Source organism: Phaeodactylibacter xiamenensis, from assembly GCF_000759025.1.
GTDB lineage: Bacteria > Bacteroidota > Bacteroidia > Chitinophagales > Saprospiraceae > Phaeodactylibacter > Phaeodactylibacter xiamenensis.
Map to the genome: position 1 here is coordinate 15,286 of NZ_JPOS01000035.1, position 22,459 is coordinate 37,744.

The 22,459-nt window shown below is 49.7% G+C and carries 11 protein-coding genes; 6 read left to right on the forward strand and 5 right to left on the reverse strand.

Annotated features, from left to right (window positions below; genetic code table 11):
• Positions 1 to 9: 9 nt before the first annotated feature.
• Positions 10 to 2,016 carry a tetratricopeptide repeat protein gene (locus tag IX84_RS13720; protein WP_044221723.1) on the reverse strand — a complete coding sequence of 669 codons (2,007 nt, stop codon included), beginning with the start codon at positions 2,014 to 2,016 and terminating at the stop codon, positions 10 to 12.
• 223 nt (positions 2,017 to 2,239) lie between these two features.
• On the opposite strand from IX84_RS13720, the gene IX84_RS13725 reads away from it, so the two are divergent.
• Genes IX84_RS13725 through tesB form a run of 3 tightly spaced genes read left to right on the forward strand, consistent with a single transcriptional unit; the run spans position 2,240 to position 3,715 of the window.
• Complete coding sequence (locus IX84_RS13725) at positions 2,240 to 2,431, forward strand: type II toxin-antitoxin system VapB family antitoxin (protein WP_044221725.1); 192 nt, start codon at positions 2,240 to 2,242, stop codon at positions 2,429 to 2,431.
• Positions 2,428 to 2,841, forward strand: a complete 414-nt coding sequence (gene vapC / locus IX84_RS13730; protein ID WP_044221729.1) for a type II toxin-antitoxin system VapC family toxin — start codon at positions 2,428 to 2,430, stop codon at positions 2,839 to 2,841. Before IX84_RS13725 ends, vapC begins: the two co-directional genes overlap by 4 nt.
• A 13-nt stretch (positions 2,842 to 2,854) precedes the next feature.
• The gene (tesB, locus tag IX84_RS13735) at positions 2,855 to 3,715 is read left to right on the forward strand and encodes an acyl-CoA thioesterase II (protein ID WP_044221732.1); all 861 of its coding nucleotides are present in this window, start codon (positions 2,855 to 2,857) and stop codon (positions 3,713 to 3,715) included.
• A 104-nt stretch (positions 3,716 to 3,819) separates the two neighbouring features.
• On the opposite strand, the gene IX84_RS13740 is transcribed toward tesB, so the two are convergent.
• Together IX84_RS13740 and IX84_RS13745 are read right to left on the reverse strand one after the other, a co-directional pair.
• Positions 3,820 to 4,296, reverse strand: coding sequence for a DUF3368 domain-containing protein (locus tag IX84_RS13740; protein ID WP_044221735.1), 477 nt, complete (start codon positions 4,294 to 4,296; stop codon positions 3,820 to 3,822).
• Positions 4,297 to 4,317: 21 nt separating this feature from the next.
• Positions 4,318 to 4,572 carry a UPF0175 family protein gene (locus IX84_RS13745; protein WP_044221737.1) on the reverse strand — a complete coding sequence of 85 codons (255 nt, stop codon included), beginning with the start codon at positions 4,570 to 4,572 and terminating at the stop codon, positions 4,318 to 4,320.
• Between the two features lie 65 nt (positions 4,573 to 4,637).
• Here IX84_RS13745 and IX84_RS33350 point away from each other — a divergent pair, with 65 nt between their 5' ends.
• Positions 4,638 to 4,775, forward strand: a complete 138-nt coding sequence (locus tag IX84_RS33350; RefSeq protein ID WP_160213768.1) for a hypothetical protein — start codon at positions 4,638 to 4,640, stop codon at positions 4,773 to 4,775.
• A 65-nt stretch (positions 4,776 to 4,840) separates the two neighbouring features.
• On the opposite strand, the gene IX84_RS13750 is transcribed toward IX84_RS33350, so the two are convergent.
• Both IX84_RS13750 and IX84_RS13755 read right to left on the reverse strand, forming a co-directional pair.
• On the reverse strand, positions 4,841 to 5,341 hold the full coding sequence (locus IX84_RS13750; RefSeq protein WP_044221740.1) for a DUF6702 family protein: 501 nt from the start codon (positions 5,339 to 5,341) through the stop codon (positions 4,841 to 4,843).
• A gap of 86 nt (positions 5,342 to 5,427) precedes the next feature.
• Positions 5,428 to 6,618, reverse strand: coding sequence for a glycosyltransferase family 2 protein (locus IX84_RS13755; protein WP_044221743.1), 1,191 nt, complete (start codon positions 6,616 to 6,618; stop codon positions 5,428 to 5,430).
• A gap of 221 nt (positions 6,619 to 6,839) precedes the next feature.
• Here IX84_RS13755 and IX84_RS13760 point away from each other — a divergent pair, with 221 nt between their 5' ends.
• Both IX84_RS13760 and IX84_RS13765 read left to right on the forward strand, forming a co-directional pair.
• Entirely contained in the window at positions 6,840 to 8,324 is a 1,485-nt protein-coding gene (locus tag IX84_RS13760; RefSeq protein ID WP_044221746.1) for an ISKra4 family transposase, read from the forward strand.
• A 1,370-nt stretch (positions 8,325 to 9,694) separates the two neighbouring features.
• Positions 9,695 to 22,219, forward strand: a complete 12,525-nt coding sequence (locus IX84_RS13765) for a DUF7507 domain-containing protein (protein WP_044221749.1) — start codon at positions 9,695 to 9,697, stop codon at positions 22,217 to 22,219.
• The last annotated feature ends 240 nt before the right edge of the window (positions 22,220 to 22,459 follow it).

Sequence of the window (22,459 nt, forward strand, 5' to 3'; positions counted from 1 at the left end):
TCGCTTGTTTTAATTGTTTGACTGCATTTTTTCAAGGAAACCGGGGTCGAGTTCCAGTGCTTTATTGCGGTACTGTTGCCCCCGTTGCTGATCGCCGGCGTTGTAGTAGGCGGTGCCCAGGTCAAACCAGGCACTGGGGTTTTGGGGCGCAACTTCGGTCGCTTTGGTAAAGTATTCAATGGCTTTTGGGGTGTTGCCTCGTATACCATGGGCTACGCCCAGCAGACGGATGACTTCGTACTCGTCCGGCATCAGTTCGTAGGCCTTGTTCAGATAGGTGATGGCTTTGTCCACCTGCCCGAGCTGCTCGCCGTAGTATTTGCCGGCATCCTTATAGGTGATGCCTAGGTTGCGGTTGGCATCCCGGTAGTTGGGGTCAATCGACAGGGCATTTTGATAAGCGGCAATGGACTGATCGTAAGCCTCCAGGTAATTGTAGGCGTTGCCCATGAGGAGGTAGGCATTTTTGTAGTTCGGGTGGATGCGTACCGCTTCTTCCAGATGCCCGATGGCTTCGCGCAGCATGGCTTCCTTTCGGGTGGCATTCTCCGGTTTGACGGATTGGGTGACAAGCTCGCCGCCTACGGCATTGCGTAGTTTGGCGCTGTTGGGCGAGTATTGAATATCGGTAGTGAAAAGGGTGTAGTTGTCGGCCCAGACCGGGTTGCGGAGCAGCGTTCTCACTCCAAACAAAAGCGCAATGCCAGCTACCACGCCCAGCACCGGTTTGAAGCGGCGGAAGGCTGGAATTTTGCCGGCAGGCGCTCCCTTTACCGCCCAGCGATAGCCCAGCAGTGCCAGCGCCAGGCTGAATCCTACAGAAGGCATAAACAGCAGGCGCTCTGCCATGTGCGTGCCTACCGGAAAGAACAGGTTGGAGACAATAGCCAGGGTAATCAGGTAGAACAGGATGGCAAAGCTCATAGGGTCGCGTTTGGGGAGCCGCCACAGGGCGTAGGCACCCAGCGCCAGGTAGAGCAGCAGGCTGAGCATAGCCTCCCAGTCTCCAAAGGTCATCACGCCAATCGCCCGGGGGTAGTAATCGTGCGTGAGGGTGACGGGCACGAATAATAACTGCAGGTATTTCCCCAGGGAGTATATCACCGTGGCAAAGCGTTCCTGTGCTGTGAAGGCTATATAGCCATTGCCCTGTACTTTGACAAAAGGATTATTCATCATCTCCATGGGCGGATCGCTCAGCCCAAAGCCCAGCACCGAGAACCGAATGGCCAGAAAGGCACCGGCAGCGATAGCAAAGGGCAGGGCCTGTTTGATGATTTCGCCAGTCTTTGCGGAGGTAAAAAAGTAGTACGCCAGTGGTGCTACAAATAAAAACATGATGGCATTTTCCTTCGCCATCAGCGCCAGGAAGAAGACTATACCTGCCAGCAGATTGTAAAGTGGTTTCTTATCGAGAAAGGCACGAAGGGAGAGGTATAGCGCCCCAAGGCTGCCCAGCAGGGTGAGGATTTCGTCCCGCCCCTTGACATTCGCTACCACCTCAGTATGTATAGGGTGGACGGCAAACAACAGGCTTGCCGCCAGGGCAATGAAGTACGCCTTCACCTGACCCCGCTGCGGGCGGAACAGCTGCAACAATACCAGGTACAGCAGCACCGTAGTAGCACCGTAGTAGAGCCCGTTGAACAGGTGCCCCACGAAGGGGCTTTCCCCAAAAAACTGTACCTCAATAGCAAACAGGATGAGCGATAGTGGCCGGTAACGCCCCCCCGCCACAAGCGCAGCCTTGCCTTCCTCCTTAAAGAAGCCGAAAAAGGTGTCCTTGTTCAGAATGCCAGGTATGCCGCTGATACCTTCCTTGACAAACATATTGTCGTAGATCACGATGGCATCATCCAGGGCATAACCGTGCCCCAAGGTATTGGCATACAGCAAAAAGCTTAGGGCAAACAAGCCCCAGAGGTGGAGTTTCGAATTGGTAAACCAGGCCGGGTACCCTTTCGGGGCAGTGGCAGGCTGGCTTTTGGTTTGGCGCTCAGGCGTCCTTTTTCCCATGGTCAGTGGTGTCTGCAGTTTGTTGTCCGAGGTAAAATAGAGCTTTTTTGCTAGGCGGAAAAATTAAATCAAGGCATTTCATTACTTGAAAATTGTTGTTGTTACATAATTGATTTGAATCTAATTATCACAGTCAGGCGAGATTTATGAAGATACGCGTGCAAATACAGTGGTTGATTTTATGCCTGAGTTTTGATATTTTTATGCAAAAAAAAAATAAAAAATGCGTACAAGTATCGAAATAAATGACCAATTGATTCAGCAGGCGCTTGAATTAAGTCAACTAAAGACAAAAAAAGAAGTCGTGAATGAAGCGCTTGAGCAATTCGTGAAAAAGATGAAAAGGCTACGTATGCTTGAGCTCCATGGCAAGGTAGAGTGGGAAGGTAACCTTGATGAGATGCGCAGTATATGAAAAGTAGCGGTGTTTTGGTAGATACCTCTGTATGGATTAGCTATTTAAATGGAGGTGAAGAGCTGGAAGTGGCAGCTTTGATGTCATTGATCAGGCAAGATCAAAAAATAAGTATATGCCCGGTAATTGTTCAGGAAACGCTACAGGGGATTAAATCAGATAGCCAATTTAAACTGGTAAAAGAGAGCTTGCTGTCTTTTGATATTCTTGAATGGGACTCCATTGAAGCCGCTCTTTCCGGGGCTTTAATTTATCGGGCTTTAAGGAAAAAAGGAGTAACTATCAGGAAGTCCAACGACTGTACGATTGCTGCATTTGCAAGAAAATTCGATATGCAAGTCCTGCATATTGACAGAGATTTCGAGATAATGAGCAAAGTTGGTATTATTAGCCAGTTTAAATCCTTCTGATTCAAAAATTGATATGAAAGACATCCAAGCCCTCCTTCAACTGCTCGACCTGGAACCCATCGAAGCGCATATTTTCCGTGGGCAAAGTGCCAGTATCGGCAGCAAGCGGGTATTCGGCGGACAGGTACTGGCGCAGGCTTTGCAGTCGGCTATCCGCACGGTGCCGGAAGACCGGTTTGTACATTCTCTCCACGCTTATTTTATTCTGCCGGGCGATGTGGCACAGCCGATCATTTTTGAAGTGGACCGCATCCGTGACGGGGGCAGCTTTACTACCCGGCGTATCAAAGCCATTCAGAAAGGGCGGGCGATTTTTAACATGTCGGCCTCTTTTCAAAAGCAGCAGGAAGGGTTTGACCACCAAATCAGCATGCCCAATGTACAGCCCCCGGATGCACTGATGAACTGGGACGACCTTTTAGAGCAGATGGGTGACCGGTTGCCGGAGGGGATCCGTAAATTCCTGGAAATTTCCCATCCCATTGAATTCCGGCCCGTGGAGCGGGTGCACCCCATGCTAAGTGGCAAGCAGCAGCCCATTCGCCACGTATGGATGAAGTCGAAGGGGGCGATGCCTGATCAGGTTACGGCACATCAGGCGGTACTGGCTTACGCTTCTGATTACAATCTGCTGACTACCGCCCTGTTGCCCCACGGTGATCAGGTGTCGAAAACCAAAATTCAAATGGCCAGCCTGGACCACGCCATGTGGTTCCACCGTCCCTTCCGGGCCGATGAATGGCTGCTCTATGCCATCGACAGCCCAAGTGGTTCTAACGCCAGGGGCTTTACGCGGGGCAGTATTTTTAATCAGGAGGGTGTTTTGGTGGCCTCAACCGTTCAGGAGGGGCTGATTCGCCCGGTGGAGGCATGATTTTTTAGGGAATTGTTTGTCGTCTGTAGGGATGGCTGGCTATGTAGATGCAATGCCTGGGGGGCAGGGTATATTCGGCTGCACTTTGCTACCGATTGAGAAGCTTACTCATTTACCATTATCAAAACTTTCTGATATAGTTTTGGACTTATCCTAAATCCAATGTCATAGATTAGTTTATCTAAGATTGGTTTGATATCATTGACATAGTTTTTCGATTTGGCATCTATTAGAATTCCAACCAAACCAGTTATAGTCAAACCATACTCTTCGGCTACCTTTCTACCCTTTCTCTCGTCAATTAGCAGCAAATCTGCCTTGTTTTCCAAGGCCAATGCAATCGATTCAGCCTCTCCCGGATCAACTCTCTTTAGTAATTTTTCATAAAGTGGCTTGTTCAAAGTTTCTCTTACTTCAAGCCAGCTGTTTTCTTCAAATAATTGGTCTCTACCCTCTATTCTCAGAAGCTCTTCACTTACTTTTTGAGGAACTATAACTCTTTTGAATAACTTTTCCAGGATTTCTAAATATCCGATCTGTTTGAGGTTTGTAATCACAGAGGTATCGCTGACTATTATCATCTGGTTGATTTTAGGCTCAGGCTAAGAAGCTTTCTTTTGATGGAAAGCTTTCAGATTTTCTAAGTCAGTATCTAGGTCGTTTTCATCATATTTTATGTATATATTCCTTTTTGCTAACTCACGTTGAAACGAAATATGATCCATGTTTACCAGGTTTTTTGCTTGCCCTATCGACAACCTCTCTGTATCATACAGATGAACGGCTATTTCTACTAATAGCTCATCTGCTGATATTTCTGCAGCTTTTAAGGTCTTTTCAGATATTATCAAGTCCATAAACAATGATTTTCATTGTAATTTAATGCTTTTTAACCACTTGTTCAATATTGTTTTTAGCCCTTTTGCCTGCGAAGCTACCCCACTGCGTGAAGGTCATCCAGAAAGACCGGATCACTTTCAATGCATCTGCATTCTCTTTCCAAAAAGAGATGTTGGCATTAACCGTTCAGGAGGGGCTGATTCGACCGGTAGAGGAGTGATGCCTGGGTTTACTTTGGACCTGTCCCGGTTACAGCAACCTTAGTTTTCTTTTCCAAATCAGCCATCAAATCCCCTTAGTCTCATCCCCAACCTGAAAAAACAGCATGCCCGGTTCCTGTCCGGGGAGGACGATGCTGGCCAGGTTCTTCTGGTCGCGGTAGGTATCGAAGAGCACACGGTAGGTCAACTGCAGGGACTCCAGCTTTTCCAGGTTTTCCAATTCCATATAGCACCAAACGGCTGAGAGATCATCGGAGATTTCCTTGCCCCAGAATTTGTAGTCCTGTGGCTTACCATTGACGATTAGCTTGAAGTGCTCGCGCAGGTAGGCTTCGAGGTGTTGCTCGGCTTCAACGGCCTCCCTTGGGGTGCAGAGGAACAGATCGTCGTGCCCCCGTTGCTCCAGCGCCAGCTCCAGGTCATCCAGGAAAATATGCATACTCATTTGCAGCGACTGTGCCTCAGCATCGTATTCCATCAGGCATTTGCTGACATGAAAGTCGTGGGCTTCCAGTGCAGGCGCATTCGAAAACAGCAAGAGTAAGTATAGAAAAACCGTATTCATAGATTCGCGTAATTTATGAGGCGATCCACCTTATCCAAAACGAGTAACCACCCTTTGCAATTACGCTTGCCAACGGGAAAAGTTGATCAGGCACCGCGCACGGCCCTCTCCCAGTTTACACTTTGCTGACCTTTGAGGTAACGGCGCAGGCCGAGAAATACCGGAAGGTTCATGATGAAAAAGTAGTAGGGCACAAAGAGGACCTTCACTTTGAGCTTGCGGTTTTCCAGGAACCAGCCCAGCAGCGCTGCTGCGTAAAAGAGGACCTGCCCCCAGAAGAGCAGGCTGTACAAACCAAAATCAAACAACCCTTCCTGCAGTGCGAGTGCCAGGTTGATCGGAATCAACAGCAGCAACAACAAAGGCGTAAGCGTCCACCGTAGGACCCGGTGAGAAATATACTGGAAGGACAATCTTCCATATTTGAAAATATTCAGCAGCGGCCATAGGCGGATGACCGACTGAATGCCGCCCGCTGAGATCCGGACCTTGCGCTTGAGTTCCTCCTTGACATTGGCAGAAGCCGTCTCAATAGCGTAGGCATTGGGATTATACTGAATGGTGTAGCCCTGCATGGCTACCCGCAGGGAAATGATGAAGTCGTCGAGGAGGGTGTCTTTCTCCACCTCTTGCCAAAGCGCTGTACGAATGGCGAATAGTTCTCCGGCGGCACCGACCACAGAGTACAGCTCGGCATCCCATTTTTTGAGCGTAGACTCGTACTTCCAGTAAATGCCCTCGCCGGCTCCGGCAGCAGCATCTGCATCCCTGGAACGAATCCGCTTTTCGCCCGATACACATCCCACCTTGGGGTTGCGGAACAGGCGGACAATTTCCTGAATAGAGTCCTCGCCGAGGTCCGTATTCGCATCCGAAAAAATGACAATGGGGGTTTTGACAAACTGCATGCCCCGGTTCATGGCGGCAATTTTGCCGTTGCGGGCCGGGTTGTGGTGGACTTCGACTCCTTCGTATTGCTGAAGCATGTCGGGCGTGCCATCGTCCGAGCCATCCGTGACCCACATGTGGCTTACTTTTTCCTGTGGATAATTGAGGGATTTGGAGTTGCGGACTTTGGCGTCCACATAGTCCTTCTCGTTATAGGCCGCTACAAAAAGCGTTACCTCCGGCTCATAATCAGCATTGCCTTCGTAGGGGTGGTGCAGCCCCAGCAAACGCCTCACCTTTACAAGGAAGTATAGCAAAATGCAGTAGCCTACGTAGGTGTAAAAAACAATAAACAGGAATAACCAGAATAGAATTTCAAGAAGTGTCATGGCATATTTTTTGGATTAAATAGCCGATGCCAGCTAAATGCCAAAACTATACGGCTGAAAATACCCCTAAAAATAAGCAAATTTGTAATGTATTTGCCCAAATGGATTAGAGTGCGTGACAAAAAAGCGGGGATGGGTAAAAAAGGGAGGTTGAGCCAATAAGTCGTAAATTGAGTTTGACACAAAACAATTAACGACAGCCAAACCTCCCGGATGAAGTTATGGAAAAACAGCAACTTACCCAGCGATTAAATCAGAAGTTTGAAGAATTAGTGTGCCTTAGCGATGGATACGTCGAATCTTCGGATGCCATGCATGACATTGAAAAAGGCTTGCTGAGCGAATTGCTGAGCATCGGGCTGCTGCTGCTCCGGTACATCATAGCCGGGAAGCTAAAACAGTGCAAGAGTTATGAATTCGACGTGGACAATCAAGCAGCTTGCCAAAGCAAGGGCAAGAAGGCGCGGCGCTATTTAAGTTTGTTTGGGCCCTTATCCATACAGCGCCCGAGCCACTGGGCCAGTGACAAAGGGGTTGTATATAAACTGGATGAGCACCTGCAGTTGCCCCGAGGGAGCTATTGGTCTTACAATATCCAGGAATTAGTGGGCGAAAGTGCATCAGAGAATGATTTCCGTGAAAGCGTGCACCTGTTTAACAAGCTGCTGAATTTGGATTTGCGCTGGGAGTCCTCGGTGCGCAACACTCTTAATTTGGGCCAATACGTGGAAGCCTATTATGAGGCCCGCCCGGCTAAGGCAGAACCTGAAGCGGTGTGCTTCAGCGCCTCTTTTGACGGCAAGGGCGTACCGAAGGTAAGAAAGCCCAAAGCCCGCTCGGGCAACCCCAAAGCCCGCTTGGGCAAAGGGGAGAAACCAGGGACAAAGCAGATGGCAACTGTTTCAGTAACTTCCAGCTTTAAGCCTAAGCAACGTAGTGTCAAAGCCATTGCCGATGCTTTGATGGGAGTGGAAAACGAGCCTCAAAAGATAAAGAAAAAACCAAAACAAGAGCAGCGCTCAAAAAAGAATGGCTGGCACGAAAATATCCACCGCAGGGCATTTTTAGCAGGCCAGGACAAGGCGGTGGACTATGGGATACAGGACATCAAAAACCGGATTAGCCATACAGACAGCCGCTTCGTTGTCCCTATTGACGCAGGCATCGGGCTAGAGGACAAAGTCTTGGGAGCGGTCAAAAAATACGGTTTGGAAGATGCCTTTGATGGCATTATCCTGGATATTATCCATGTGCTGGAATATGTTTGGGCAGCCGCGACTGCGGTTTTTGGCGAGCAGTCCAAGCTGCGCACGCCTTGGGTCAGGGATATGCTCACGGACTTGCTCAACAGCAAAACGCAAAAAGTCATTGATGATTTAGTGGCTATCCGGGATAAGACAAAATTATCCAAAAGTAAAAGCCAACAGCTGAACAAAGCCATTACCTATTTTACCAACCATCAGCATAAGATGGACTATCTGGCTTTTATCAAGAAGGGATACCCCATAAGCTCAGCTATGGCAGAGTCCACTTGTGGGCATTTGGTCAAAGAGCGTATGGAGCAGAGCGGCATGCGGTGGAGCAGCGACAGTGCCCAAAAAGTGATGGATCTAAGAGCTGTAAAATTAAATGGCGACATGGAGGATTTTGTCCAGTTTGTCGTTGGCTCAGAACGCAAAATCCGCCTCCGGAAAATGGCGGCATAATAGATGCCCCGCTTTTTTGTCACGCACTCAAATGAATTAAAGGTTCTACGCTGCGCCTTGGCTTTGCAGGGGGCAGGGTTGGCAACGGTCTGGGAGAAAAAACAGTGGATTGTTTATCGTAATTGAAAACAGTACAACCGGGAGATCAGTCTCTGGAAAAGATCCTGTTCTGCAGTAAGTCTATAAGGAAGCTTAATGGACTGTAAGTTTGTTTGGGCTTGCCTCTGGCAAGTGTTATTTTTGTGTTTTGAGTCTTCCGGACAAAGGAAAACTCTTAAGAATTAAAGATAGCGATAAATCCTAATAAATTCCTTTTCACGTGTCACAAATTTACGAAACTTGAAAAAAATACAGGTCAAAATCAAATTGCTGCCGGATAAGCATAAAAAAATAAAGTATATTTACTGTTGTTAATGCGTTTTGTGTTCACAAATCAGCGCAATTCGTGACCGCCTGAGCCAGTTAAGCAAGGGGGCTTTTGTCCTCCCTGCGTCAACGCCCCAGGCAGCTTTTCCGGTTCCGGCATTATCTTGTATCTGATCCACCTGCCGGCTCTTCCCAAAAACTTAACTTATTGTCAAACGACGAAAAATTAAATACCCGGATTGGTATAGTTTCAGGGTATTGTGCATAATTCTCACTTTCCTAAAGAAGCGGAACCTGCCTAAGGCGGGTCTGATACAAAGGAGAAAGGATGGTGAAGTGGCCCTGTTCAGAGAAGAATGCCTGAAGGCGCTTCTTCCCTGAATGAGGGCAATCGCCACTCTACACTTCTTAAGAAACGGTTTTTGGTGAACAATTTCACCTTCGCCGGGCAGCCCAATAGAGCTTGGGTTTGCCCGGTTTTTATCTAAAGTTTTGATATTCAATAAATAACAATATGTTTTGATTGATGGTGAAAGGACAATAAGCTGCACATTTAGCCAGTCAAAAGTGGCAGGGTTTTAAATATTTACCTATTTTTGTGACAACTAAACCGGTAAGTCCTGTGCCGGTTCCGTAACCTACAATCGGATAGAATACCCCCCTGCCCCGAGCAGGATATTCTCTATTTAAACAAAACTTTAGATGTGAGCCCCGGCTCGCGCCTAACGCCCTTTACAAATCTCATTAAGTTTCCAGCGTATGGTTGTCGCAGTGCGATGAGCAAACTAAATATTTTGTACTCCTTTGCACCATCTTGCGTCTCAATAAAAAATTGGCGCAGATTTTGATGTAAGTAGTTGTACAAGCACTGTGACCCTGCAACTGGATGTAGCCAAACGCACCTTTACGGCGCTGAGTAACTGCTTTCGCGACATCAAAGCCCGTACAAAGGTGGTTGAATGCTTCAGCCAGCTTCATTATCAGAGTATTCAAATTTTAATCGCATGAGACATAGCTACACCCACTTCAATGTAGTGAACCATTTAGCCCACGTTATTAACCTCAAGGTCCTGCCGGTACTATTGCTGGGTTCTTTCTTTTCTTTTTCTGCTCTGGCCCAAAATCAGTGTGCCCTTTCCATCGATGATGTTGAGGTAAACTGTACGTTTCAGAATGGGGGTAATACTTTCGATGTGACAGTGCTCTTTTCCTGGGAGGGTATAGGTGGAAACGAATTGGACATCACGGTAGCCGGTCAAACGCAGACCTACGCTATTGGTGCCACGAATGGAAACGGCGAGCTGAGCGGTTTTACATTATCGGCACCTGGGTCAGGCTATCCGGTTATGCTTAGCGATGGCTCAGGATGTCAGGTTCTTGATGAGGTGTCAGCTATTGCCTGTACGCCTCCATGCACCGGTGAGCCGGATGAAATTGGCGGCCTGGTGTGGGAAGATCTGGACTACAACGGCACGTTCGGTGCCGAACCGGGCCTGCCTAACGTCAAGGTAGAAGCCTATGATTGTAATGGCGAACTGGCAGGTACTGCTTTTTCCAATGCAGATGGAGTTTGGGCAATCCCGAATCTAAATGCAGAGGAAGATTACCGCATTGAGTTCACTGCTCAAAACCTTCAGGGAGTAGGTTTTTCCATGGTTGGTGAAGATAATGTCTCGGATGTGCGCTTTGCTCAGCCCGGGGACTGTACTATCCTGGCAGGGTTTACTCCACAGGTTGTCGAGGAGGATTGTGAGAACCCGGACAACTACGGTAATATTTGTATTGAAAACTTTAATATTCTGGACTGGGCAGATTATGCAGATGGGGCAAACCCATTCCCACTGCCGCCTTATTCCAAAACAATAGGCGGGGATGAAATATCCTGTGCGATTGCTTCGGCAGATGGCACCCCCTACACCCACCGTGTCATTCATGAAATGCTGGGTGGAGAGGAAGTCTTCTATTCTCTGGAGATGGACGCTGACAGTCATGATGGAAATGATCCCAGAGACGTGGGCGTTGTCTTTTCTTTTGACCGCCCCGTACAGCGCCTGGTTTTTCAGGTATTAGATATTGACATTACCGGTAATGCAATTGACCGGGTCGCTATTCAGGGTTCTCTGTCTGGTGTGCCGGTGGGTATGAATATGGACGACACCTTTGTAGGGGTTCATGTCAATCAGCTTGGCGATGGCATCTTTGAAGGCACCACCACTGTGAGTGATGCCTCAACCTCAGGCAACGTTACCGTACACTTTACCGACCCCGTTGACCAGGTGGCGATCAACTTCTCGGCGATGGGGGCTGCGGTAGACGATCCGGGCCTGCAGATGATTGGCCTGGGCAAAATACAGTGGTGCGAAGACCCTGTGCCCATTGCGCCACAGTGCGCCCGTATTATGGATTGGCATCAGTTTGGAGACAATAACGTCAACCCGATGCCCCACACTATCGGAGGGTCTATACTGGATGTCGTTAACGAAGACCCTGCAGGTGTGGCTACCCCGGCCGGATTTATGGTTGACAGTGACCTGTCTCCACTGGGAGGGACCCGTGGGTTCTGGGCACTGGGTATGGATGCTGAGGTTGCCGGACAGTACGTACAGAGCAGTTTTACATTCGGTATTCCGGTAGATGATTTGAGCTTCTCTGTGCTGGGCATTGATCAGCTGGAAGGGGCTTATCAGGATAAGGTAAGCGTTCATGGCTTCCTGCATGGTACAGAAGTACCCCTTTCCCTAAACGATATCACGCCGTATTCCGGTCTGTATAGCAATCAGGTAGCTCTCCTAAACGCCAACGAATATGAGTCACAGGGTATGATGCTTGGCGCATCGGATCCCAGTGGTAACTTATGGGTGTATTTTGCGGAGAAAGTAGATTCTGTAGTCGTTCGTCTGGAAACAGGGGCACAAAGCCCACAAAACCCTGCCCCTCAGATGGTAGGTGTGAGTGACTTTATGTTCTGCATTTGCCGCCCGGCACCCATTCAGCTTGGCGATTATGTTTGGGCTGATAAGAATGCGAATGGGGTGCAGGATGCCTGCGAAGTGCCTGTCAAGGCTATGCCAATCAGCCTTTATGATGGCAGCGGCACCCTGCTGGCCACCACTACTTCGGGTGCGGATGGGCATTATCACTTTACAAAGCACGGTACACAGGGCGAAAACTGGTTGCTGGAAACTCAGGTGCTGCCTCAAACCCAATACTACATCGTATTCGGAAATGATGCGAATAACCCTGAGAATCAGTTTGTCGTAGCCAGCGGAAAAACCTATGCAGCAACCGGCAAGTTGGGCGGTTCTTCTTTGCATGATTCTAATCCCGATCCTGAAGTGTTATCTGACAATATGCCAGGAGGTATACCCGATGGGCTACCTTATATCGCCTACTCCACGGGTGAAGCCGGAGTGATGAATGCTTCGCTTGATGCCGGCTTCCAGGAAGTCCTCTTTGACTTGTCTCTGAAGAAAGAACTGGATACCGTGCTGACGCCTCCTCCGTTTACACCGGGCCAGCTGGTGAAATATAATATTACCGTTTACAATGAAGGTATGCTCAGCACTACCTTCCTCAGGGTTGTTGATTATGCTCCCGCCGGGCTCAATATGGAAGACGGCGGGCAGTACCATGTGTCCGGCAACCTCTTTCAGTTGCCTAATCTGGCACCTGGCGATTCGGTGACCATGAGCGTAACCTACCGCATTGATAATGCCTTTACCGGAGAAACCATTGTCAACGCTGCGGAGATTGCTCAGGTCAACAATGCTATGAATTATACCGATGCTGATTCCACACCTGACTTTATCAACGGGAACGATGATAACGAGGATGACTACAGTACCGTAGAGATATCCGTAAATCCGGTCTTGATTTTTGACCTCAGCCTGGACAAAAGAGTCGTGGGTAACGGGCCTTTCGAACCCGGCCAGGATGTGACTTTCGAAATTACAGTAAAGAATGAAGGTATCCTGCTGGCAGAAAATGTGGTCGTACAGGACTACACTCCCAATGGGCTTATCCTGAACGATACGGACTGGGAAACCGATAACGGCGTGGCAGTTCTCAAAGAAGAAATTGTGGAGATAGAGCCCGGACAATCCGCAACAGTACAGGTCACCTTTACTATTGATCCATTTTTCACTGGCAGTTCCATCGTGAACTCTGCAGAAGTACTGAGCTTCTATAACTTCCCATGGACGGATGATCAGGATTCCTCTCCGGATAACAACAACCCGGAGGAAGATGATCAGGACGAAGTATTGCTTGTCATACAGCCGTCCTTTGACCTTGCTCTGCATAAAAATGTGGTCAGCTATGGCCCCTACGAGCCTGGCGACCTGGTAACCTTTGAATTTGAGGTGACCAATCAGGGCTCCATTATGGCAACGAGCGTCCAAATCAACGAGCAGGTCCCCAATGGCCTGACACTGGAAGACTCGGATTGGGAAATGGTGACGCCTTCACGCGCGAATCTGGTTGCACCTATCCCCCTTGTAATGCCGGGCGCAACAGAAACCGTAGAGGTGACCTTCCGGATTAACAATAACTTCAGCGGCGTAAGCATCATCAACTATGGTGAAATTGCTTCTTATGACGACATGAACGTCCATCCTGACGGAGACTCCACGCCTGCAAATGGCAGTACGCAGGAAGACGATGATGATACGGCGGTTGTTCCTGTGGAACAGCCCATGCCGGTATTCGACCTCTCTCTGATCAAGCAAATCAATGAGGAGGTGAACCCAGGCCCATTCCTGCCAGGCCAGACCGTCGCATTCGATATTACCGTCACCAATGAAGGTAACCTGGCTGCTACTGGCGTGCAGATAGTCGATTATGTACCCAACTTCCTGACCCTGACCAGCAATACCTGGATGTCAATGATGAGCTCGGCTACACTGGCACAGCCCATTCCAACGATAGCGCCGGGTGAATCGGTTACCCGTACCATTACCTTTATGATTGACGCAGGTGCACCTGAGGGCGCCATTGTCAATAATGCGGAAATCGCTGCGGCTTCTAATGCCATGGGCATGTGGGATACGGATTCCACACCATTTAATGGAATAGGCAACGGCGAAGATGACACGGACAGCGCGGCATTAGAAGTTGGCGGAGAAGCCGAAAACTTCGACCTCGAACTCAATAAATCCGTGAATTCTTCCCTGACACCTGGCCCTTACGAGCCTGGCGATCAGGTTACTTATACTATTACAGTGGAGAATACCGGTTCTCTTGAAGCAACAGGCGTTCAAATTAAAGATACTTATCCATCGAGCCTGGTACCAAACGATGCCAACTGGACTTTTAATAACGGTATAGCCACTCTGAATACTCCGATTTCGAGTATCCCGGTAGATGGCAGCGTTAGTGTGAATATTACCTTTACGATTGATGACCACTTTACGGGTACATCGATCAATAACGTTGCTGAGATACAAACTGCGTCCAATAGCTCACAGCTGCCGGACGATGATTCCACACCTAATAATGGTGTCAGTGCAGAAGATGATCAGGATAACGCTCTGATTACAGTGGTGCAGAATTACGATCTGGCGCTGACTAAAACAGTAGTGACTGCTGGCCCATTTGAAGCCGGGCAGTACGTGACCTATAACCTTAATGTGATCAATCAGGGTAATATTACCGGTACAGATATTCAACTGTATGATTATTATCCTTTCAACCACATGACACTGGCGGATAATGACTGGGAGCCGGTTCAGGGCAATATTCTGCGCCTGAAAACGCCTATTGCAAGTCTGGTTCCGGGCGCCTCGGTTTCTGTGCCAATTACCTTCCAGATTGATGCGGATGTAGACTGTGGCGAAGTGCTGACCAACTGTGCTGAAATTGCCGGCGACAGCACCCCGCAACCTGATGTGGATTCTCACCCGGCAGATGGCAGCCATGATCAGGATGACGATGATGCTGTTGATATTACAGTTAGCTGCCTGCAGAACTTTGACCTGGCTCTGGAGAAAACAGTACTGGGCAGCAGCAACCTGTCTCCGGGCTCACCGGTTACTTTCCGTATCGAGATTACCAACGAAGGCGACCTGACGGCTCAGAATATCGAAGTCGTTGACTACGTTCCGCAAGGGCTGGTCGTTATCGATCCGGACTGGACCAACAACGGCGGCGTTGCTTCCCTAAACAATAACATATCCAGTCTTGCTCCCGGTGCTTCTGTAACCGTGGATATCGATATGGCGATTATTGCTTCATTCACAGGGGCGACGATAATTAACTACGCTGAGATTGCCGGCGCTACTAATAATGCCGGTGCACAGGACTCCGACTCCACCCCCGGCAACGGTGCCAATGCGCCAAACGAGGATGATTATGATGGCGCGGTCATCAGCCTGCAGCAACAGACTTTTGACCTGGCGCTCAGCAAATCCCTCAACAGTAGTGTAACCCCTGGCCCGTTTGAGCCAGGCGATGCGGTTACCTTTAATATTTCTGTGGCCAATCAGGGTAGCATTACAGCTCAGAATATTCAGCTTCGGGAGTACATCCCGTCCGGCCTTACTCTTATCGACCCGGACTGGACAGCAGTGGGTTCAGTGGCAGAGCTGAACGTGCCTATTGCCAGCCTTGCACCGGGCGCCACCACCACGCTGAGTGTGGACTTTGAAATTAATGCCTCCTTTGCAGGGACTTCTCTGACCAACTTCGCAGAAGTAGGCAGTGCTTTCAATACTTTAGGAATCGATGACCAGGACTCTACACCGGGCAACGGTAGCATGGGAAGCAATGAGGACGACTACGATGGCGCGACCATCTCCGTTCTGCAACAAAACTTCGACCTGGCGCTTTCCAAGTCAGTCAATACCAGCCTGACCCCTGGTCCGTTTATGCCGGGCAGCCCCGTCACTTTCACCATCACTGTGATTAATCAGGGCAGTATGACAGCGCAGACCATTCAGCTGCGCGACTATATGCCACTTGGGCTGGTACTGGCAGATAACGACTGGACGCAGAATGGTTCCACGGCTATTTTCAACAACGCCATTACGAACCTTGCTCCCGGGCAGTCTGCTTCTGTAGACATCTCCTTTACAGTATCTACAGCCTTCACCGGTTCAATTATTAATAATAATGCAGAAATCGGCGCCTTTACCAATGACCTTGGTATAGGTGACGCCGACTCCACACCGGCTAACGGCGCTGCCGGCTCCGGTGAGGATGATTACGACAACGCGATTATCAACGTCATCAGCAGCGTTCAGGAGTTTGACCTGGCATTAACGAAAAACCTCAATACCAGCCTTACACCCGGGCCATTCCTGCCGGGCAGTACGGTAACCTTTAGCATTACTGTGTTGAACGAGGGGGATATCAACGCCCAAAACGTACAAATCCGGGATTACATTCCACTTGGACTTGTGCTGGCAGACAATGACTGGTCACAGATTGGTTCTTATGCACAGCTTGATGTGCCTATTGCCAGCCTGCCTGCCGGTGCCTCAGCGACCCGAAATATCACCTTTACTGTTTCCGGAAGTTTCACTGGCACTGGTATTACCAACTTCGCAGAAATAGGTTCGGCCAGCAATACCGGAGGCTTTACGGATGTCGACTCCACACCAGGCAACGGTAGCTCCGGCAATAATGAGGATGACTTCGACGGGGCTTTCATCAACGTCTCTCAGGAAGATGACCCGGTATTTGACTTGTCGCTTGAAAAGGCTATTGATGTGAATGCTACGCCCGGCCCTTATCAGCCTGGCAACCTCGTGAGGTTCGTTATTACGGTGACGAATGAAGGGGACATCACGGCTCAGAATATCGTCATTAAAGACTACATAGCTGCCGGTTTGATCCCGGCTGATATGGACTGGTCTCAGCAAGGGGGAACAGTGGTGCTGAATAGCCCCATTTCCTCTCTGGCGCCTGGTAACTCGGCTTCGGTAACCGTGGATTTTGTGGTCAACCAGAACTTCCAGGGTGCGAGCATAGTCAACTACGCTGAAATTCACTCAGCGACCAATGCTCAGGGCATTCAGGATATTGATTCTACGCCAAATAATGGCTTCGCCGGTTCAGGTGAGGATGATATCGACAGTGCTTCGCTTACCGTCACGCAGCAAAACTTCGACCTGGCTCTGATCAAGACCCTGGCTAGTGTTGGGCCGTTTGAGCCGGGCGACAACGTGACCTTCAACATCAACATCAGCAATCAGGGCAGCATAGCTGCTCAGTTTGTCGAGATTCAGGACTTTATTCCGGACGGATTGACGCTGATTGACCCGGACTGGTCTGAAGACAACGGCATTGCGACGTTGAATACACCAATATTCACCCTTTCGGCCGGACAAACCACTATGGTCACCATTGACTTTGTGATTGATCCGGAATTTGATGGTACCAGCATCCAAAACTTCGCAGAAATCCTAAGTGCAGTCAACCCAATTGGTCTGGGCGACGGAGATTCCACACCCAATAACGGTGCTGCCGGTGCCAATGAGGATGATTACGATGGTGCTTCACTGGTAGTTGATCAGACCCCGGAAGCGGCCTTCGACCTGGCACTGACCAAGGTTGTCGGTACGGTGGGGCCATTCAGCCTGGGTGACCCTGTCACTTACAGTATCACCATTACCAATCAGGGAGACTTCCCGGCCTACAACGTCGAAATCACAGATTACATCCCATCCGGATTGAACCTTACAGACGCGGACTGGGCACAGAATGGTAATCAGGCAACCTATACCATACCCGGCCCAATTGCCGCACTTGGTGGTACAGAAACGGTCACCATTGATTTTGAAATTGATGATAATTACATTGGGGCCGCAATTACCAATTATGCTGAGATCAGCGCGGCTGATGATGATAATGATTCCACGAATACACCCCCGACGGATGCGGATTCCTTCTACGACAACAACCCGTCAAACGATGCAGGTGGCGCACCCAATTCCGCTGCCGATGATGCCATCAATGGAAATGGTACCGGTGCACCGGGCAGTGGCATAGCCGCAACGGATGAGGATGACCACGACCCGGCAACGATTACGCTAAACAACTGCAACGACCTGTCAGCCGGTATCGGTACGATGCAGCAGCTGTGCCTGTCCTGTACCCCGGATGAGATCAACTACGACCTGTTTGGAGCACTGGCGGGCACACCAAGCCCGGGTGGCTTCTGGCAGGATGTGGATGGCGCTGGTGTCAGCCTGCTCGATCCAACCAACGTTGACTTTGCAGGGGTACCGGAAGGCAGCTATGACTTTGTTTATACAGTAGGAGGGATGGGCATGTGCCCGGCAACATCCGCTACAGTGACCATTGAGCTTACAGACATTACTTCTTATGGCTGCAACGATCAGGTTAACGTAACTTTTGGTACCAGCTGTGAAATATTGGTCACGCCAGATATGGTTCTGGAGGGTACCCCGGATTGCATGGGCTCTTTGCAGGTGAATTTGATCAATGAGAGCGGTGTGTCTATAGGGAATACGATTACAGGAAACGAGGTTGGTCAGCTGCTGATTGCAGAAGTCATTGACCCGTACTGTGGCCTGTTGTGCTGGGGGAATATCTGGGTAACGGATGTAACAGCACCAACGATTGTCTGCCCTACGCAGGAAGTAGACCTGGTTTGCAACGATTTTGACTTTGTGATGGATGCTGAATCCAGCCTTGCCGATCTTGGGCAGCCAATTGTCCTGGACAACTGCGTGGACTACAACACCATTACCTTTACCGATGAGATGGTAATGGGGCTGCCAAGTTGTGAAGGGCAGCGCATCAACCGTACCTTTACAGTGACTGACCCGGCAGGCAACTCCACGACTTGTGTGCAGGAAATTAACTTCCGCAACCTGTCATTCAGTGATATTATGCAGCCGGACCCTGCACCGGTGGTCTCCTGTGATCAGCCATTCAATGCCGATCCGATAACGGGCAACCCAACGGCAGATGTTACCGGTTCCCCAATGATTGACGGTTACTATAATGATTACTTCTTTGATGGCGCGCTTTGCGACCTTGGCGCCACCTTTGAGGATGGCCCGCCTATTCAGGTGTGTGACGGCACGATCAAATTCGTGCGGGAGTGGACAATTATTGACTGGTGCCCGGATGGTGGCGACAACGTTACCACCTTCACTCAGCTGATTAAGATTGGTGATGAGGAAGGGCCTGAGGTTACAGCTCCGAACGTAGACACTGATGGTGATGGTGAGCTTGATCCACTCGTGTACTCTACGGGTACTTTCGATTGTACCGCAGCTATCGTGGTGCCAGAGCCAGACGTCACAGACAACTGCTCCAGCTTCGAGATTGATACAGACATCCTCGTTGAGGAAGTTGTACCCAACTACAATCAGTATGGCCAGTTGATTGGTTACGATACCGTACAAACGGTGTTTGCTTCAATCGGGCCGGATGACAACCGTTTCATAACGGGTATCCCGATAGGCTGCCATGTCTTCCGTTATAAAGTGACAGACGATTGCAACAACTTTACCATTATAGACGCACCGTTCTGCATCGAAGACAATATTGCACCTTCAGCGGTTTGCGACGATGACCTGAATATCTCACTGGGCGGTAATGGCGCAGCACGGGTATTTGCTACGGATATCGACGAGGGCAGCAGTGACAACTGCGAAATTGCCACCCTTGAAGTACGGCGCTTGTACGAGCTTGACCCTAACGATTGCAGTGATGTTACGGACTATTATTCCGACTGGGGTAATTTTGTCGATTTCTCCTGCTGTGATGCCGGCAGCATGGTAACCATTGAGCTCCGCGTGACAGACATCTATGGCAATCAGAATATTTGCTGGCTGGAAGTAATGATTGAGGATAAGATCAATCCATTCTGCGTTGCGCCAGCGAGCACTACGATCAGCTGTGCGGATATCCCGGCTGGTTTCGAACCAGAAAGCCCTCAGGCACTGGAGGCCTTGTTTGGAGTCGCTACTGCAATGGATGATTGCGGAGTCGCTACAGTGAATGAATTCACACCGGAATCCACGCTCGATGCCTGTGGCTTTGGTACCATTACGCGTACGTTCACAGCATTTGATAATGCGGGTAATCAGTCTACTAACACCTGCCAGCAGGTTATCACGGTTACAGAAGAGTACAACTACACGATCAAGTTCCCGAAAGACGAGATCTCCAACTGTGGGGTGCCGTCGCCGGATACGATCCTGGTCAATGGGCAGGGCTGCGATATGCTCTCGGTAAGTGTCTTTGATGAATACTTCTACCCGAATGCGGGTGGTAATGATGCTTCATGCTACAAAATCTTCCGCCGCTACCGGGTACAGAATATGTGCGAGTGGGACGGTATTTCCGGACCGTTCGTGGTCGGCCGCAATGAAGATTGCGATGCCACGCCCGGAGATGAAGATGTCTGGGTGGTTCGTACCCCGGGTATAACGTACATCGACCGCGACAATAACCCAGGCAACAGTAACCCTGCCTTTGGCGTGAAGGGGACGTCCTGCGATGGGCAGACCAACCCTGCGGGCTATTGGCGTACGGTTTCGTCAGTGGGTTACTGGCAGTATACTCAGATAATTGAGGTGAAAGATGAAGAAGCGCCGGAGATCAGCTTTGCCGGCCCTCAGGAATTCTGCAGTATTAATCAGGTGACTTGTAACGCAACGGTACAGTTCCCATTCACGATTGTTGAGAACTGCGACCCTGACAACCTCGATATTACAGTTCAGTTGGATGCGGGCGCCAATGGTACGATAGACTTCAACGTGACCAGCCAACTCACCGGTTCTTATCCCAACTATGTGATTGGTGGGGAGTATCCAATTGGTTCTCACGAATTCCGAGTAACGGTCTCAGACGGTTGTGGCGGGAATACAGATTTTGCGATACTCCCATTTGAAGTAATCGATTGTGCACCGCCAACGCTGACTTGCCTGAATGGCATCACCTTTAGCCTGCAGGAGCTGCCGCCAAACACCGATATTGATGGTGATGGCGAGATCGATGCCTACGGTGCAGGAATTTGGGCAAACGACTTCCACATCAGCGAATCGGACTGTAGTGATGATACTATCGCTTTCTCCGTGAACCTGGTAGGGGAGACGCCAAACTTCAACCAAACCTCGATCTACTTCACCTGTGATGACGTCGGTAATGTGCCTATTGAGGTCTACTTCTACGACAGTGCATTCAATCCGAATGCCGTACAACCGGATGGCAGCGTTGGCGGCCCGAACTGGGACTTCTGCGAAACGTATGTGCTGATCACGGATCCTGAAGGCTTCTGTAACACCACACAACCGGACCCGATGATGGCTGGCCTCATCTCCAGAGAGAATGACGATGCTGTGGAAGCGGTAGAAGTTTCGCTGAGTGGGCAGATGAGCATTTCGATGATGACTAACTCAACGGGTACATACGAATTTGTGGATCTGCCAATGGGCTACGACTATACGGTGACGCCGTCCAGGAATGATGAGCACCGCAATGGGGTGTCAACTTTTGATTTGATCATCATACAGCAGCACTTGCTGGGGATCTCATCACTGGGTAGCCCGTACAAGATGATTGCTGCGGACGTCAACAGGACCAATTCTATTACGACTCTGGATATGATTCAGATTCAAAAACTGATTCTGGGTGAAATCCAGGAGTTCGCCGGCAATACGAGCTGGAGGTTTGTAGACCGGGAGTTTGTATTCCCTGTACCAACGAACCCATGGTTCTCTCTGTTCCCCGAAAGTATTTCTATTAATAACCTGGATGATGATGTGATGTCCAATGACTTCGTAGCCATCAAGGTTGGAGATGTAAACAATAGTGCGACGACGACCCTGTTTACCGGAATCGATGAGCGGAGTTTCCGTGGTGCATTCCAACTGGAAACCGGGGAGCAGCAGCTGAAACCGGGAGCCCAAATCCGGGTGCCGGTGCGTGCGCCTCAGGATGAGCCCGTGTACGGCTATCAGTTCTCCATGAACTTTGATACCGATGTGCTGGTGCTGGCAGAGGTAGAGTATGGCCTGGCTCAGGAAAATAGCCTTGGTCTTTATGATGCAGACTGGGGTCTGATTACCGCCAGCTGGTACGACGAGGAGCTGATGGCAAATGGTGGCACGGCCGGTGGCCCCGTACTGTTTACCCTGGTCTTCGACGTTGCAGGCAACGCAAACGCCGCACTAAGCGAGGTGCTTGAGGTCAACTCCAGTGTCACACTGGCAGAGGCCTATAGCCGGGACGGACGATTGCTGGACGTCAGCCTGAACTTTGCACAGGGCGAAAGCTCAAGCTCAACGGCTCCGTTCCGTCTGTACCAAAACCGTCCTAACCCATTCCGGCAGGGAACCGTCATTGGTTTCGATCTGCCCGAAGCAGGTGAAGCTGCCTTACATATATTCGATCTTAATGGCCGCTTGCTGAAGACCTATGATGGGGATTATGCAGCAGGCTACAATGAGATTCGGTTGGAGCGGGATGAACTCCCTGCTGCCGGAGTGCTCTATTACCGTTTGCAGGTGAATGGACAGGTGGCAACCAGAAAGATGATTATTCAGGATTAATCAAAGCTAATGGCCTGCCAGTACGCTCTGACAGCCTACTGGCAGGTCTCTTTTTATACAAACCCGGGCTTAGTATTTCAGATAAAGGAACGATCTGTTGAATAATTAAGATGATTTTAGCATTTTTGTCATATCAGGAATAAGTCGATTTATTCCTGTTTCCTCATAGAAAGCGTGCAAGAATTAAGTGATTGATCCCTTTGTCACATCTGCCTAACCAGTAAAAGACGACCTCAAACA